This window comes from Polaromonas sp. A23 (assembly GCF_002001015.1).
Taxonomy (GTDB): domain Bacteria; phylum Pseudomonadota; class Gammaproteobacteria; order Burkholderiales; family Burkholderiaceae_C; genus Polaromonas.
Genome location: NZ_MUNO01000039.1, coordinates 1 through 14173 on the forward strand (window position 1 = coordinate 1; position 14173 = coordinate 14173).

Here is a 14173-nt window from a genome sequence, read left to right on the forward strand (position 1 = left end):
GGGTGGGAGTGGGGAGTTACGCCTACTGCCCTACGCAAACCGGGAACGGAGCGTGACGCGGGGGTAACTTGGAATTGAGGACCCCGCCAGCACCAGCTGGCAGATAATCCCCCCTCATGTCCGCCGTTTTCGACAAACCCTCTATTTTTCAGCGCGCCGCCCCGATGTTTCAGGGCTTTGATGGTCCGTTGGCGTTTGCTGTTTTTTTGCTGGCCAGCGCGGGCTTGTTGATCATGTATTCGTCGGGTTTCGACCACGGAACCCGTTTCGTGGACCATGGCCGCAACATGCTGATTGCGGGCGCCATCATGTTTGTTGTGGCGCAGATCCCGCCGCAGCGCCTGATGGCTTTTGCGGTACCCATGTATGTGGTGGGTGTGGCCTTGCTGGTGGCGGTGGCTATTTTTGGCATCACCAAAAAAGGCGCCAGGCGCTGGATCAACCTGGGCATCGTGATCCAGCCCAGCGAGATCCTGAAAATCGCCATGCCGCTGATGCTGGCCTGGTGGTTCCAGAAGCGCGAGGGCCAGTTGCGGCCGCTGGATTTTGTGGTGGCTTGCCTGTTGCTGGTGATGCCGGTGGGGCTGATCATGAAGCAGCCCGACCTGGGGACGTCGCTGCTCGTTCTGGCCGCCGGACTGGCCGTGATTTTTTTCGCCGGGCTGAGCTGGAAGCTGATTGCGCCCCCGGCCCTGCTGGGGCTGGCCGGTATCTTTCTGGTGGTCTGGTTCGAGCCGCAGCTGTGTGCCGACGGCGTGCGCTGGCCCGTGCTGCACGACTACCAGCAGCAGCGCATCTGCACGCTGCTGGACCCGACCCGGGACCCGCTGGGCAAGGGTTTTCACATCATCCAGGGCATGATCGCCATCGGCTCGGGTGGGATTCTGGGCAAGGGCTTCATGCAGGGCACACAGACCCACCTCGAGTTCATTCCCGAGCGCACCACCGACTTCATTTTTGCCGCCTATTCCGAAGAGTTCGGACTGGTCGGAAACCTTGCTCTCATCGCCGGTTTCATCTTCCTGATTTTCCGGGGCCTGGTCATCGCGGTGGAAGCACCCACGCTGTTTGCGCGGCTGCTGGCGGGGGCGGTCACCATGATTTTCTTCACCTACGCCTTTGTCAACATGGGCATGGTCAGCGGCATCCTGCCGGTGGTGGGCGTGCCTTTGCCGTTCATCAGCTACGGCGGCACCGCCATGGTGACCCTGGGCTTTGCCGTCGGGATCCTGATGTCGATCTCCAAGGCCAAGCGTCTGGTGCAGTCATGAGCCTCCTGGCGAGGCAGCGCCGGAACGTCGCGCCCCGGAACGGGCGCAGTGGAGGCGCTGCAGTGCTTCGGCTTCGCTGTGCAGCTGCGCTGGCACGGGCGCTGCGCCGAAGCCCCGCAAGGCGGGGATCGACAAGGCGAAGGACTGCGAAGACGCCGAAACTTCCAGGCATGCTCGCTGGTAGCGCCGCTGAGGCGTCAACTTGAGGCCCACAGTCACCATCATTGGCGTTGGCAACATGGGCGGTGCCATGGCTGCCAACCTGCTGGCGCGCGGGTGGCCGGTGAGTGTTTGTGACATTGATCCGGTCAAGGTCGCAGATTTACAAGAAAAAGGCGCTGTAGCCCTTACCGCTCCTGCGCAGGCTGCTCCTGATTCAATAGTATTTATTGTTTGCGTGGTGGATGCGGCCCAGACCGAAGAGGTGCTGTTCGGCCAACAAGGGCTGGCTGGAATGCTTCAGCCCGGCCATACCGTGGTGTTGTGCCCGACGATCTCGCCGCAGGATGTCGAGGGTTTTGCGAGCCGCCTTGCCGCTTTGGGTGTGTACACGGTGGATGCGCCCATGTCGGGTGGTCCGGCGCGTGCGCGGGATGGCTCCATGAGCCTGATGGTGGCTTGTGCTGAACCGGTGTACCAGGCTCAGGCCGCTTTGCTGCAAGCCTTGTCCAGCAAGCTGTTTCGTATCAGCGAAAGGCCGGGCGATGGTGCGCGTACCAAGCTGGTTAACAACCTGCTGGCAGGTATCAATCTCGTGGGTGCGGCCGAGGTGCTGGCTCTGGCTGGGCGCCTGGGGCTGGACCTGGGCCGTACGCTGGACGTGATCGAGCAATCCAGCGGGCAAAGCTGGATAGGTTCTGATCGCATGCGGCGCGCGCTGGCGGCCGATTACGAGCCGCGTGCCCATGTGACCCTGCTTGAAAAAGACACCCGCCTGGCCGTTGCAGCCGCCGGCGCCGCCGGCTTCGAGGGCCCGCTGGGTGCGCGGGCCAGCCAGATTTTTGCCGATGCCCGCCAGGCGGGATTGGGCGGACTGGACGACGCTGCCATCTTCAAATACCTGGCGGAACGCTAGCTTCTTGCTGCACTGCGTCACGGGCCATCCGCCTGGATGGCCGGGCCGGTTTCCCGGGCAAATAGCGGCTGCGACGTGCAGAAGCTTTGCGGGGACGCAGTTGGGGGCAGACTGCCTACAATGAGACCATGACCTTACTCAAATCCTCGCCGGCCTCGACCCGCAAGACTGCGCCTGCTTCTGTATCCAACGCCCGACCCAACTCCGATGCGACATCCGAGCGGTTGGGCATTGCACAAAAGTTGTTGCTCGCTCCTTTCGGGTTGACGGAGGCGCATCTGAGCCGGGCGTTGGGAGAGATCACTTCTTATGGCGTCGACGATGCCGACCTGTATTTTCAATACACCCGCAGCGAAGGCTGGAGCCTGGAAGAGGGCATCGTCAAGACGGGCTCCTTCAGCATCGATCAGGGCGTCGGTGTGCGCGCCGTCAGCGGTGAAAAAACCGCGTTTGCCTATTCGGACGACATCTCGGAGGCCTCGCTGCTCGACGCGGCGCGTACCGTGCGCACCATTTCTGCTGCCACGCGCGCGGGGCGGGTCAAGGTAGCGTCCCGCAAGGTAGCGCCCAGCCGGTCGCTGTACAAGGACATGGACCCGATTGCCACGCTGGACAGCACGGCCAAGGTCAAGCTGCTTGAAAAAGTTGAAGAACTGGCCAAGGCCAAAGACCCGCGCATTGTTCAGGTCATGGCCGGTTTGGCCAGCGAATACGACGTGGTGATGGTGGCGCGCGCCGACGGCACGCTGGCCGCTGATGTGCGTCCGCTGGTGCGTCTTTCCGTGACGGTGATTGCCGAGAAAAAAGTCGCTGGCGTGAGCCGCCGTGAAATGGGCTCTGGCGGCGGCGGCGGCCGTTTTGGCCTGGCTTATTTCGACGAAGCGCAAATCAATGAATACGTCAATGACGCCGTCAAGGCTGCCCTGTCGAACCTCGAGGCGCGGCCGGCCCCGGCCGGCGAGATGACCGTGGTGCTTGGTCCCGGCTGGCCCGGCATCCTGCTGCACGAAGCCATTGGCCACGGGCTGGAAGGTGACTTCAATCGCAAGGGCTCCAGCGCGTTTTCCGGGCGTATCGGCGAGCGCGTGGCGGCCAAGGGCGTCACTGTACTAGACGACGGCACGATTGCCGACCGCCGCGGCTCGCTCAACGTCGATGACGAAGGCCATGCCAGCCAGCGCAATGTATTGATCGAGGACGGCATCCTCAAAGGTTATATCCAGGACTCTCTCAACGCGCGCCTGTCCGGCGTCAAGCCCACGGGCAACGGCCGCCGCGAAAGTTATGCCCATGTGCCCATGCCGCGCATGACCAATACCTACATGCTGGGCGGCGACAAGGCACCGGAAGAAATTGTCGCCAGCATCAAAAAGGGCCTGTACGCCACCAACTTCGGCGGCGGTCAGGTCGACATCACCTCGGGCAAGTTCGTGTTTTCGGCGAGCGAAGCTTTCTGGGTGGAAAACGGCAAGATTTTGTACCCGGTCAAGGGTGCGACGATTGTCGGCAATGGCCCCGATGCGTTGACCCGCGTGACGATGATTGCCAACGACATGCAACTCGACAGTGGCGTCGGCACCTGCGGCAAGGAAGGCCAGAGCGTCCCGGTGGGTGTGGGGCAACCGACCTTGCGCATTGATGGGTTGACCGTGGGCGGCACGGCCTGACGGGGGAAAATATGGGAGAAGCAACTGGCCCACGTCTGGCGATTGACCCGACCACCCAGCTTCCCAGCATTCACAGTTTTGGCGAGCTGAGCCATTTTCTGCGTTCGGCCATGGCCGACGAGGAGTTGCTGCAACTGGCCGACGGCTTGGGTGGGCTGGCTGCCCGTATTGAGGCTGTGCTGAACGGCCTCAAGAGTGAAGCCGATCCAGCAGCGCAGGCGCCGGCGCTGATGGACCTGATGACCATTCTGCGCGAGCACCGCGCGCTGGTCATTGCACTGTCACCGGCCTGGCGTGGTCTGTACGAGTATGCGTCCTACCTGGCCGCCCTGAACAATTTTCGGGTCTTGATTGGTCAGTGGCTGCTCGCAGCTGCCCCCCAAGGCCGGTCAAGCCCGACGCCGCAAGCCATCAGTTTTGAAGACTTTGAACTGGTGGGATGGCGGACTTTGGGCGAAGGCATGCTGCTGATCGACATGTATGAGCAGCTCGCCGGTGGAGACGCAAGCGACTCGACCGCCGGCGTGCTGGAGGATGCGCGCGTCAGGCGGGCCAAAAGCTGGTGGGAGCGCCTGCGGGGCTGAGTGTGGCCCCCACGGTCGCTCACTGCGTGTAGCTCCCTGCCCCCCCCCGAGGGGGCCGCTGCGCCTGCGGCCCGGCTAAGCCGGTTCCGCGGCCCTGGCTTGCAAGAGAGGATGCTCTTCCCGCGATTGGCTCACCGAGGCTTGGGCCGTCAAAAAATCCATGACCCGGCTGCTGTGCTACATTTCAGCCATGTCAGCCGCAAAGTTTTATTTTGCTTACTTTTGGTTCTCAAGCGCCTCCGGCGGTAGAGAGATCCTCGCGTAGCTGATAAATACGCAACAGATTCTTGAAAACCGCCGGATGCCCGGCGGTTTTTTTTTGCCCTGCCGGATACCGAAATACCGATGTGATTGTTGAAGTTCAGAAAAGGAAGCCAGCCATGAATGCAAAAGCCACCTCAACCAGCGATGCCTGGTATGCGAGCCCCGTCGATAAAACCAGCCAGACCGACGACGAACGCATCAAGGACATCACAGTGTTGCCCCCGCCAGAGCATTTAATCCGTTTCTTCCCGATCAGCGGAACGGCCGTTGAGTCGCTGATCACCCGGACGCGCGGCAATATTCACCGCATCATGGCGGGCAAGGACGACCGCCTGTTGGTGGTCATCGGCCCGTGCTCCATTCATGATCCTGCGGCTGCCCTGGAGTACGCGCGCCGGCTGGTGGTGCAGCGTGAAAAATACGCCGACACGCTGGAGATCGTGATGCGTGTTTACTTCGAGAAACCACGCACCACCGTGGGCTGGAAAGGGCTGATCAATGATCCCTATCTCGACGAAACCTACCGCATCGACGAAGGACTGCGCATTGCCCGTCAATTGCTGATCGACATCAATCGCCTGGGCCTGCCGGCCGGCAGCGAGTTTCTTGACGTGATTTCGCCACAGTACATCGGCGACCTGATCGCCTGGGGCGCCATCGGCGCGCGCACCACCGAAAGCCAGGTGCACCGCGAACTGGCATCAGGACTCTCGGCGCCGATTGGTTTTAAAAATGGCACCGATGGCAACATCCGGATTGCCACCGATGCGATCCAGGCGGCAGCCCGCGGCCACCATTTCCTGTCGGTGCATAAAAACGGCCAGGTGGCCATCGTGCAGACGAACGGCAACCGGGACTGCCATGTGATCCTGCGCGGCGGCAAGACGCCCAACTACGATGCAGCCAGTGTGGGCGCGGCCTGCAAAGAGCTGGAGGCGGCCAAGCTGCCAGCCACCCTGATGGTCGATTGCAGCCATGCCAACAGCTCCAAACAGCATGAAAAACAACTGGATGTGGCGCGTGACATCGCCGCCCAGGTGGCCGGAGGATCCCGCCAGGTGTTTGGCCTGATGGTTGAAAGCCATCTGCAGCCCGGCGCACAAAAATTCACACCGGGCAAGGACAAGGCCAGTCAGCTCGAATACGGAAAAAGCATCACGGATGCCTGCCTGAGCTGGGATGATTCGCTCAACTTGTTGGACGTGTTGTCGGAGTCGGTCAAAGCCAGACGTGCGCAATAAAGGGTTCTCCCCTATATTGGGGATGGCGTGCCAACCATTTAATGCTAGATTGTTAATAGCCGTTACGGACATGCTCCATGGGACGTTTTTGTTCCTGGCACACAAAAATACGCGTTCCCTGAAAGCATCATGTCTTCTGAGCAACCCATTCTCTGGCTGGGGCTGGCCGGTTTTACCCCGGAGCAGCGAGAGCCTCTCAATTTGCTGCTGGGGCAGCTTCCGAAAGGCGGGCCGCTGTGGCGCGTCAGCCCTTTCGCGGAAGCCGATGCCTGGCTGGTCAGCGGCGAAAAATGCCGCCTGGTGGGCGCCAATACCCTGAAAATCCTGGCCGGATTGCCGACCGAGCGCACGGTGCAACTGGATCTGGAAGAGGTGGATCGCCCGATTGCTTTCTCGTTGCCGCTGGCTTCCAGTGAATTTGATCCCAAACACACGTTCGACCTGAACTCGGGCGCGAGCCTTCACAAAGTGCTGCAGCAGTTTGAGAACTGGCTGCGGCCTCTGCGTTCGCAATTTGTGCTGGGCGGACAACTGATTGCGCGCGAGCGTGAGCTGCTTCCCGGCATTTACCACGTCAGTAACAAGAGCACATTGCTGGCCGTGATGGACTTTCACGAGTGGCGCATCGGCATAGCGCGCAAGGCTGAACCGGTCGACTTTGAGCTGGCCCAGTGGGACAGGCGGCCGTTGGAGGCGCACGACATCCCCGGCCATTTTGTGCGCAGCAGCCTGACCCAACTGCGCTGGATTTACGCCCAGCGGACCGAGCGCGACGTGTTGCCCCCGCGTTATCGCAGCAAAGCGGTTTATTTTCGCCACTCGCCGGCAGTGCCTGCACGTTGGCTCAAGGACTCGCAATTGCTGCTTTTGCGCGAGTTGTCTGTGGCGGGAGGGGATTTTGACGCCCTTCAGCGGCGCACCGGTCTGGCCCCCAGCCAGCTGGGACGGGACCTGGCCAGCCTGTATTTCGCCGGTTCGGTGACCACGACGCAGGACAAGGCCGGTACGGCCGCTTTTTCTGGAAGCGACGAAGACAGCCTGCCCGGCAGGAAACAGAACAGGTTGACCCCGCCGTTGCAGGTTTCTCCGCCTGTGGGCGCGATGCCCATACGGGATCTGACCGCTCCGGCTCAGCTGGGCCGCAAATAGAAAGAAAATGGGCAAAACCCGTAGCGCGTGAGCACGGGTTTTAGAGGATTGCCGGATGCTCCGGTGGCCTGCATGCTGGTGCATTCACCTTGACACCGGAGCCGCCATGCGCAGCGAAGTTACCGTCGCCTTTCAAAACAGCCCACCCGTGCGCGTGGACCTCAACGAGGTTCAACCCATGCCCCACGACGCTGCGAGGGCGTGGCTCGATGGACAATTTACACAGATGGGTTGCGAGCCACTTCGGCCGACCGGCAAGCTGTTGATGGCCGACAAGGTGCTGGTCGTGGCGCAGGCGGCGGGTCCGCAGCAGTTTGCCGATGCCGCGTGGGCCCAGGCTTTTGCGCGTGCCGCCAGCGCCTCATTGGCCAAGCCGGTGATTCACATCGACATAGGGGCGATGAGTCTCAGTTACTAACTCTTATGGATGATTTTGGCCTTTTGTCCAATGAATTCGAGCGCCATTAGCTATAAAAATAATAGCATTAACCAACCCGCAGCGTATCCAGCAACCGGGCGTGAATGCCGCCAAAGCCTCCGTTGCTCATGCACAGCAAATGATCGCCAGGTCTGGCAGCCGCCTTGACCTGGAGCACCAGCTGGTCGAGGTTGTCCGCCACCTGCGCACGTTCACCCATGGGTGCCAGCGCAGCCCGGGCATCCCAGTCGAGTCCGCCTGCGTGGCAAAACGAAAGGTCCGCCTGCTCCAGGCTCCACGGTAATTGCGCCGTCATCGTTCCCAGCTTCATGGTGTTGCTACGCGGCTCGAAGATGGCCAGGATGCGCTGGCCACCGCTTTGGCTGTTCAGCTGACGCCGCAGGCCGTCGATGGTGGTGTGGATGGCCGTCGGATGGTGTGCAAAGTCGTCGTACACGGTGATCTTGCCCCCGTCGCGCGCCACCACGCCGCGTACTTCCATACGGCGCCTGACATTTTCAAAGCTGCCCAGGGCCTCAGCAGCCGCCTGCGGCGCGACCCCGACATGTTCTGCGGCAGCGATGGCGGCCAGCGCATTCAGCTGATTGTGCACGCCGCTGATGGCCCACTCGACGCGGGCGACTTTTCGGCCGTCCTTGAGCACGTCGAAAGCTGCGGGTTCGCCCTGGGCTGAAAAACCTTCAGCCAAGGAGCCTCCGAAGAGTACACGCTCACTCCAGCAGCCTTGGGCCAGCACCCGGGCCAGGCTTTCTTCGCGGGCATTGACCACCAGCCGGCCAGAGCTGGGTACTGTGCGCACCAGGTGGTGAAACTGGCGCTCAATGGCAGCCAGGTCGTCAAAGATATCGGCGTGGTCGAACTCAAGGTTGTTCAGGATGGCCGTGCGGGGCCGGTAGTGGACAAACTTGCTGCGCTTGTCGAAAAACGCGGTGTCGTATTCGTCTGCCTCGATCACAAAGGTGTTGCCGGCACCCAGGTGGGCAGACACACCGAAATTGAGCGGTACACCGCCCACCAGAAAGCCCGGCTGCAGGCCGGCGCATTCCAGAATCCAGGTCAGCATGGCCGTCGTGGTGGTTTTGCCGTGGGTGCCTGCCACGGCGAGCACATGGCGTGGGCCGGTGGCATGGTGGGTAGGGTGATGCAGCACATGGCCGGACAACCACTGGGGGCCGCTGGTGTAGGGTAAGCCGGCATCGAGAATGGCTTCCATCAACGGGTACCGGGGTTTGCCACTGGCGTCATGCGCGCGCGACACCACGTTACCCACCACAAAGACATCCGGCGAAAAAGCCAGCTGGTCGGCGGCATAACCTTCAGTCAGCTCGATGCCCAGCGCGCGCAGCTGATCACTCATGGGGGGATAGACCCCGGTGTCGCAACCGGTCACCTTGTGTCCGGCCTCACGTGCCAGAGCCGCCAGGCCGCCCATGAAGGTGCCGCAAATTCCCAGAATATGTATGTGCATGGGGATATTCTAGGAGGGTGGCTGCCCATTCCCGCTTCGGCCCGTTGCGGGTCTTTTTACACATTTTTTGAACGAAATCAGTCTCCAGCCCTTGAGTACCGGTCAAAACATGCTATTTATTTTGTAGCAACCATGGGGTGAATCGTTTTGATCCGCCGTCACCGGGGCTGCTGTCTGCAACTTTCGGGTGGGCGCCAAGTCAATCCGTGCAAAATCGACAGCTTGCCTGCATTGGGCAGCTTTTTCCGAGAACTCCCTTGAACCCGACCACCCTGAAACTGGAAATTGCCGCCACCGCTGCCGCGCTGGTGGTGGAAGAGGGGCTGGAGTACGGCCCGGCCAAACATCGTGCCGTCAAGCAGATGAACCTGCCCCAGCGCAGCGAGCTTCCGGGAAACGACGAGGTGGAGGACGCCGTCCGCGAATACATTGCGCTCTTCTGCGCCGACACTCAGCCGGCCGAACTGGCCGCCCTGCGCGAACTGGCGCTGACCTGGATGACACGCATGGCGCAGTTTCGTCCCTACCTGGGCGGCGCCGTCTGGCACGGCACGGCCACTCGCCTGTCCGACATCTATATCCAGCTTTTTTGCGATGACCCCAAATCCGCCGAAATTGCGCTGATTGAGCACAACGTGGACTACGAACCGCGCACGGTCACCGGCTTCACCGGCAGCAATGTCGAGGCATTGAGCTTGCGCAGCCTGTGCAAACCCCTTCAGGAGACCGTGGTCGTGCACCTGATGGTGTACGACCACGACCAGCTGCGCGGCGCCTTGCGACCCGATGCCAAAGGCCGCAAACCGCGTGGGGACCTGGCCGACGTGCAAAAATTGCTGATGTCCAGTCGGGAGTCCTCTTCATGAATCGCAGGCAGGTGATGCTTGGCGGCGTGGCTACAGCCGCTGCCCTGGCGGGTGCCGGGGTGGCGTGGCAGCAGTTTCAACCCCACGGTCAAGCGGACGGCGAGGCGGGCTCAACACCTTTGCCGGATTCTTTCTGGGGGCAGTCTTTCGAGACACCTGACGGTGCCAGCGTGGCAATGAACTCCTTCCACGGACGCCCGCTGCTCGTCAATTTCTGGGCAACATGGTGTCCGCCCTGCGTGGAGGAATTGCCTCTTCTTGACAGCTTCTACCGTGAAAACAAACTTAAAAGCTGGCAAGTGGTGGGATTGGCTGTGGACCAGCCCGGTGCTGTCCGCGGCTGGCTGCAGCGCAAACCGCTGGCTTTTCCGGTGCTGATGGCGGGCTTTGGGGGTACCGAGCTCAGCAAATCGCTGGGTAATTTGTCAGGATCACTGCCGTTCACGGTGGTTTTTGGTGCTTCCGGCCGGTTGTTGCATCGAAGAAGTGGAAAAGTCTCGCCAGAAGACCTGGCGCAATGGGCTGGACTGGCCTGACTGGCGTTGTTTGTCAAGGCCTTGCAGGGGTCTGGTTCTGGGTTAAAGTTCGTCCTTGCCCGGGCACCGACCGGAAGGAGAGAGCGTCAAATGAGCATACTTGTATTGCACGGCCCCAACCTGAACCTGCTTGGGACGCGCGAACCGCAAATTTACGGTTCTACAACGTTGGATCAAATTAATGAAAATTTGGTTAAATTAGGAGCAGATCGCGGATTTCTCCTTCAAACCTTTCAAAGTAATCATGAGGGCTTGATCGTTGACCGCATCCAGCAGGCGCGGACCGACGGTACCCAGTTCATTGTGATCAACCCGGCGGCCTTTACCCATACCAGCGTGGCAATTCGTGATGCGCTGGCCGGAGTGGCCATTCCATTCGTCGAAGTGCATCTTTCCAATGTGCACAGGCGCGAAGCCTTTCGGCATCACTCGTATTTTTCCGATCTTGCCGAGGCTGTGATGGCTGGTTTCGGTTCTGCGGGTTATGGCTATGCGGTAGACTTCGCCATTTCGCGTCTGGCTAAAACTGCCTGAATTAACAAAATTAACTGACTTTTAAGCGCTGAAGGGTGTACAAAGCGGAGCTTGGATACAAATCAAGGTAAACCGTTTATAGACTTTTCGACTGAAAAATCTCAGAGAGATGCCACCCAAAGGCGTCCACTGTCGTTGGAGAAACCATGGATTTAAGAAAACTCAAGACCCTGATTGACCTTGTCTCGGAGTCGAATGTGTCGGAACTGGAGATCACCGAGGCCGAGGGCAAGGTGCGTATTGTCAAGTCCGGTGGGGTGCCCATGGTGATGCAAGCCCCAGTGGCCATGGCGCCTGCGCCCGTTGCGGCAGCTCCTGTTGCCGGTGTGCCGGCTACGTCCGCAGAGGCGGCACCGGCCGGTCATGCCGTCAAGTCGCCTATGGTCGGCACCTTTTACCGTTCTTCCAGCCCGGGGGCGAAGGCATATGTCGAGGTGGGCAGCCAGGTCAAGGAAGGCGAGACCATCTGCATCATTGAGGCGATGAAAATTCTCAACGAAATTGAAGCCGACAAGTCCGGCACCGTCACCCGCATCCTTTGCGAAAACGGTCAGGCGGTGGAATATGGACAACCGCTCTTCATGATCGAGTGATCGCTGCATGTTCAAAAAGATACTGATCGCCAACCGCGGCGAAATCGCACTTCGCATCCAGCGCGCCTGCCGGGAGCTCGGCGTCAAGGCGGTTATGGTTTATTCGGAGGCTGACCGCGAGGCCAAGTACATCAAGCTGGCCGACGAATCGGTCTGCATCGGTCCCGCACCTTCGGCACAGAGTTACCTCAACATGCCGGCCATCATTTCGGCCGCCGAAGTAACGGACGCAGAAGCCATCCACCCTGGCTACGGTTTTCTGAGTGAAAACGCCGACTTTGCCGAACGTGTTGAGAAAAGCGGCTTCAAGTTCATAGGTCCAACGCCGGAATCGATCCGCATCATGGGTGACAAAGTCTCGGCCAAGCAGACCATGATCAAGGCTGGTGTTCCTTGCGTGCCTGGCTCCGAAGGCGCCTTGCCCGATGACGCTGCGGTGATCAAGCGCACCGCCAAGCAGGTCGGCTACCCCGTCATCATCAAGGCGGCGGGCGGCGGCGGTGGACGCGGCATGCGGGTGGTGCACACCGAGGCGGCACTGCTGCATGCAGTACAGACCACCAAGGCCGAAGCGGGCGCTGCCTTTGGCAACCCCGAGGTCTACATGGAAAAATTCCTGCAGAACCCGCGCCATATTGAAATCCAGATCCTGGCCGACCAGCACAAGAATGCCGTCTGGCTGGGCGAGCGTGACTGCTCCATGCAACGCCGCCATCAGAAAGTCATCGAAGAGGCGCCTGCCCCCGGCGTTCCGCGCAAGCTGATCGAGCGTATTGGCGAACGCTGCGTCGCCGCCGTCAAGAAGATCGGCTACCGCGGCGCCGGGACTTTCGAGTTCCTCTATGAAAACGGCGAGTTCTACTTTATTGAGATGAACACGCGGGTTCAGGTGGAGCACCCGGTGACCGAATGGGTGACTGGCGTCGACATCGTCAGAACGCAGATTCAGGTCGCCGCGGGCGAAAAACTGCCCTTCACCCAGCGTCAGATTGAAATCAAGGGGCACGCGATTGAATGCCGCATCAACGCGGAAGACCCGTACAAGTTTGTTCCATCGCCGGGGCGCATTACCACCTGGCATATGCCGGGCGGGCCGGGTGTGCGCGTGGACTCGCATATTTACGCCAACTACTTTGTGCCGCCGAACTATGACTCCATGGTGGGCAAGATCATTGTTCACGGTGATACGCGCGAGCAGGCACTCGCCCGCATGCGCACGGCGCTGGCCGAAACCGTGGTCGAGGGAATCAACACCAACATTCCGCTGCATCGCGAGCTGATGGTCGACGCCAAATTCATGGATGGCGGCACCAACATCCACTACCTCGAAGAGTGGCTGTCAAAACGTGATCGTTAGCCCCCACGCTTCTCGCTTCGCGTAGTGCGCTGCCCCGAGGGGGCCGCTGCGCCTGCGGCCCGGCGAAGCCGGTTCCGCGGCCCCGGCTTGAATAAGAGTATTTGGCAACCGCGCTTTCTCATCGAGGCGATACATCATGTTTGAACTGATCCTGTTGGCGCCGGTGGCGCAGGTCGAGGAGCTCAGCGACGCGCTCGATGCGCTGGACGCGCTCAGCGTGTCGGTGGAAGACGCTGATGCCCAGACGCCTGCCGAACAGGCCTTGTTCGGCGAGCCCGGCATGCCGCCGCCGAAAGCGGGCTGGGAGCGCTCCCGTGTGGTGTCGTTATTTTCGGACGAGGCTGCTGCGCGAGATGCCGCAACGGTGCTGGCCGCGCAGGACTTTTTTGCCGGCTGCCGGCTGGTAGCCATTCAGCCGGTCCCTGAGCAGGACTGGGTGCGCCTCACGCAGTCACAGTTCGCGCCGGTAGAAATCACGCCAGAGTTCTGGATCGTTCCGACCTGGCATGAGCCTCCCGCAGAGGCCAGGCAGGTGATTCGGCTGGATCCGGGTCTTGCTTTTGGCACAGGAACACATCCGACGACGCGCATGTGTTTGCGCTGGATAGCTGGTGCCCCCACGCTCGGCACTGGCGTGTCCTCGCTGCCCCCCGAGGGGGCTAATTTTCCTAGGGGCGGCCCGTCGGAAAATTCCGTCCCACCGGATGGGGCTCCCCGGCGTATGCCTCTGGGTCGTGTTCTCGACTATGGCTGTGGGTCCGGCATCCTGGCCATTGGTGCTGCCAAGTTCGGCGCCTCCGACATCGATGCAGTGGATATCGACGAGGCCGCAGTGCAGTCCACGCAGGCCAATGCCGAAGCCAATCATGTCAGCTTGAATGCCGGCCTGCCCGACAAGGCCAAAGGCGCCTATCGCACGGTGCTGGCAAATATCCTGGCCACGCCGCTCAAGGTGTTGGCGCCGCTGTTGTGCGCGCATGTTGCCCCTGGCGGCGCGTTGGTGCTGGCCGGTATCCTGGAGCGCCAGGCGGATGAGCTCAAAACAGCTTATGCACCTTACTGTCTGCTGGAAGTAGCTGACCGGGAAGATGGCTGGATTTTGATGACCGCGCGTCTGTGACCGGTGGCA

At 60.9% G+C, this 14173-nt stretch carries 14 protein-coding genes; 13 read left to right on the forward strand and 1 reads right to left on the reverse strand.

What is annotated here, in order from left to right:
* The first annotated feature begins 116 nt into the window (after positions 1–116).
* From rodA to B0B52_RS18100, 7 genes are all read left to right on the forward strand, one after another.
* On the forward strand, positions 117–1271 hold the full coding sequence (gene rodA, locus B0B52_RS18065) for a rod shape-determining protein RodA (RefSeq protein ID WP_077595067.1): 1155 nt from the start codon (positions 117–119) through the stop codon (positions 1269–1271).
* 202 nt (positions 1272–1473) lie between these two features.
* Positions 1474–2346: an NAD(P)-dependent oxidoreductase gene (locus tag B0B52_RS18075; RefSeq protein WP_254425758.1), complete on the forward strand. Its 873-nt coding sequence runs from the start codon at positions 1474–1476 to the stop codon at positions 2344–2346.
* A 128-nt stretch (positions 2347–2474) separates the two neighbouring features.
* Positions 2475–4013 carry a metalloprotease TldD gene (tldD, locus tag B0B52_RS18080; RefSeq protein ID WP_254425759.1) on the forward strand — a complete coding sequence of 513 codons (1539 nt, stop codon included), beginning with the start codon at positions 2475–2477 and terminating at the stop codon, positions 4011–4013.
* 11 nt (positions 4014–4024) lie between these two features.
* Positions 4025–4597 (forward strand): hypothetical protein, encoded by a 573-nt coding sequence (locus B0B52_RS18085; protein WP_077595071.1) that lies wholly within the window; start codon positions 4025–4027, stop codon positions 4595–4597.
* A gap of 380 nt (positions 4598–4977) precedes the next feature.
* Positions 4978–6102 (forward strand): 3-deoxy-7-phosphoheptulonate synthase, encoded by a 1125-nt coding sequence (locus B0B52_RS18090; protein ID WP_077595072.1) that lies wholly within the window; start codon positions 4978–4980, stop codon positions 6100–6102.
* A 129-nt stretch (positions 6103–6231) separates the two neighbouring features.
* Positions 6232–7251 (forward strand): hypothetical protein, encoded by a 1020-nt coding sequence (locus tag B0B52_RS18095; protein WP_077595073.1) that lies wholly within the window; start codon positions 6232–6234, stop codon positions 7249–7251.
* A 106-nt stretch (positions 7252–7357) separates the two neighbouring features.
* The gene (locus B0B52_RS18100) at positions 7358–7669 is read left to right on the forward strand and encodes a hypothetical protein (protein ID WP_077595074.1); all 312 of its coding nucleotides are present in this window, start codon (positions 7358–7360) and stop codon (positions 7667–7669) included.
* Between the two features lie 67 nt (positions 7670–7736).
* Here B0B52_RS18100 and mpl read toward each other — a convergent pair whose 3' ends face one another.
* Positions 7737–9158 (reverse strand): UDP-N-acetylmuramate:L-alanyl-gamma-D-glutamyl-meso-diaminopimelate ligase, encoded by a 1422-nt coding sequence (mpl, locus tag B0B52_RS18105; protein ID WP_077595075.1) that lies wholly within the window; start codon positions 9156–9158, stop codon positions 7737–7739.
* 257 nt (positions 9159–9415) lie between these two features.
* On the opposite strand from mpl, the gene B0B52_RS18110 reads away from it, so the two are divergent.
* From B0B52_RS18110 to B0B52_RS18135, 6 genes are all read left to right on the forward strand, one after another.
* Positions 9416–10024 carry a hypothetical protein gene (locus B0B52_RS18110; protein ID WP_254425760.1) on the forward strand — a complete coding sequence of 203 codons (609 nt, stop codon included), beginning with the start codon at positions 9416–9418 and terminating at the stop codon, positions 10022–10024.
* Complete coding sequence (locus tag B0B52_RS18115) at positions 10021–10560, forward strand: TlpA disulfide reductase family protein (protein ID WP_168173586.1); 540 nt, start codon at positions 10021–10023, stop codon at positions 10558–10560. Before B0B52_RS18110 ends, B0B52_RS18115 begins: the two co-directional genes overlap by 4 nt.
* A 90-nt stretch (positions 10561–10650) precedes the next feature.
* Complete coding sequence (gene aroQ, locus B0B52_RS18120) at positions 10651–11094, forward strand: type II 3-dehydroquinate dehydratase (protein ID WP_077595076.1); 444 nt, start codon at positions 10651–10653, stop codon at positions 11092–11094.
* A gap of 146 nt (positions 11095–11240) precedes the next feature.
* Positions 11241–11687 (forward strand): acetyl-CoA carboxylase biotin carboxyl carrier protein, encoded by a 447-nt coding sequence (accB, locus tag B0B52_RS18125; protein WP_077595077.1) that lies wholly within the window; start codon positions 11241–11243, stop codon positions 11685–11687.
* Between the two features lie 7 nt (positions 11688–11694).
* A complete protein-coding gene (gene accC / locus B0B52_RS18130) occupies positions 11695–13044 on the forward strand; it encodes an acetyl-CoA carboxylase biotin carboxylase subunit (RefSeq protein ID WP_077595078.1) in 1350 nt (449 codons plus the stop codon).
* 136 nt (positions 13045–13180) lie between these two features.
* A complete protein-coding gene (locus tag B0B52_RS18135; RefSeq protein WP_077595079.1) occupies positions 13181–14164 on the forward strand; it encodes a 50S ribosomal protein L11 methyltransferase in 984 nt (327 codons plus the stop codon).
* Positions 14165–14173: the final 9 nt, after the last annotated feature.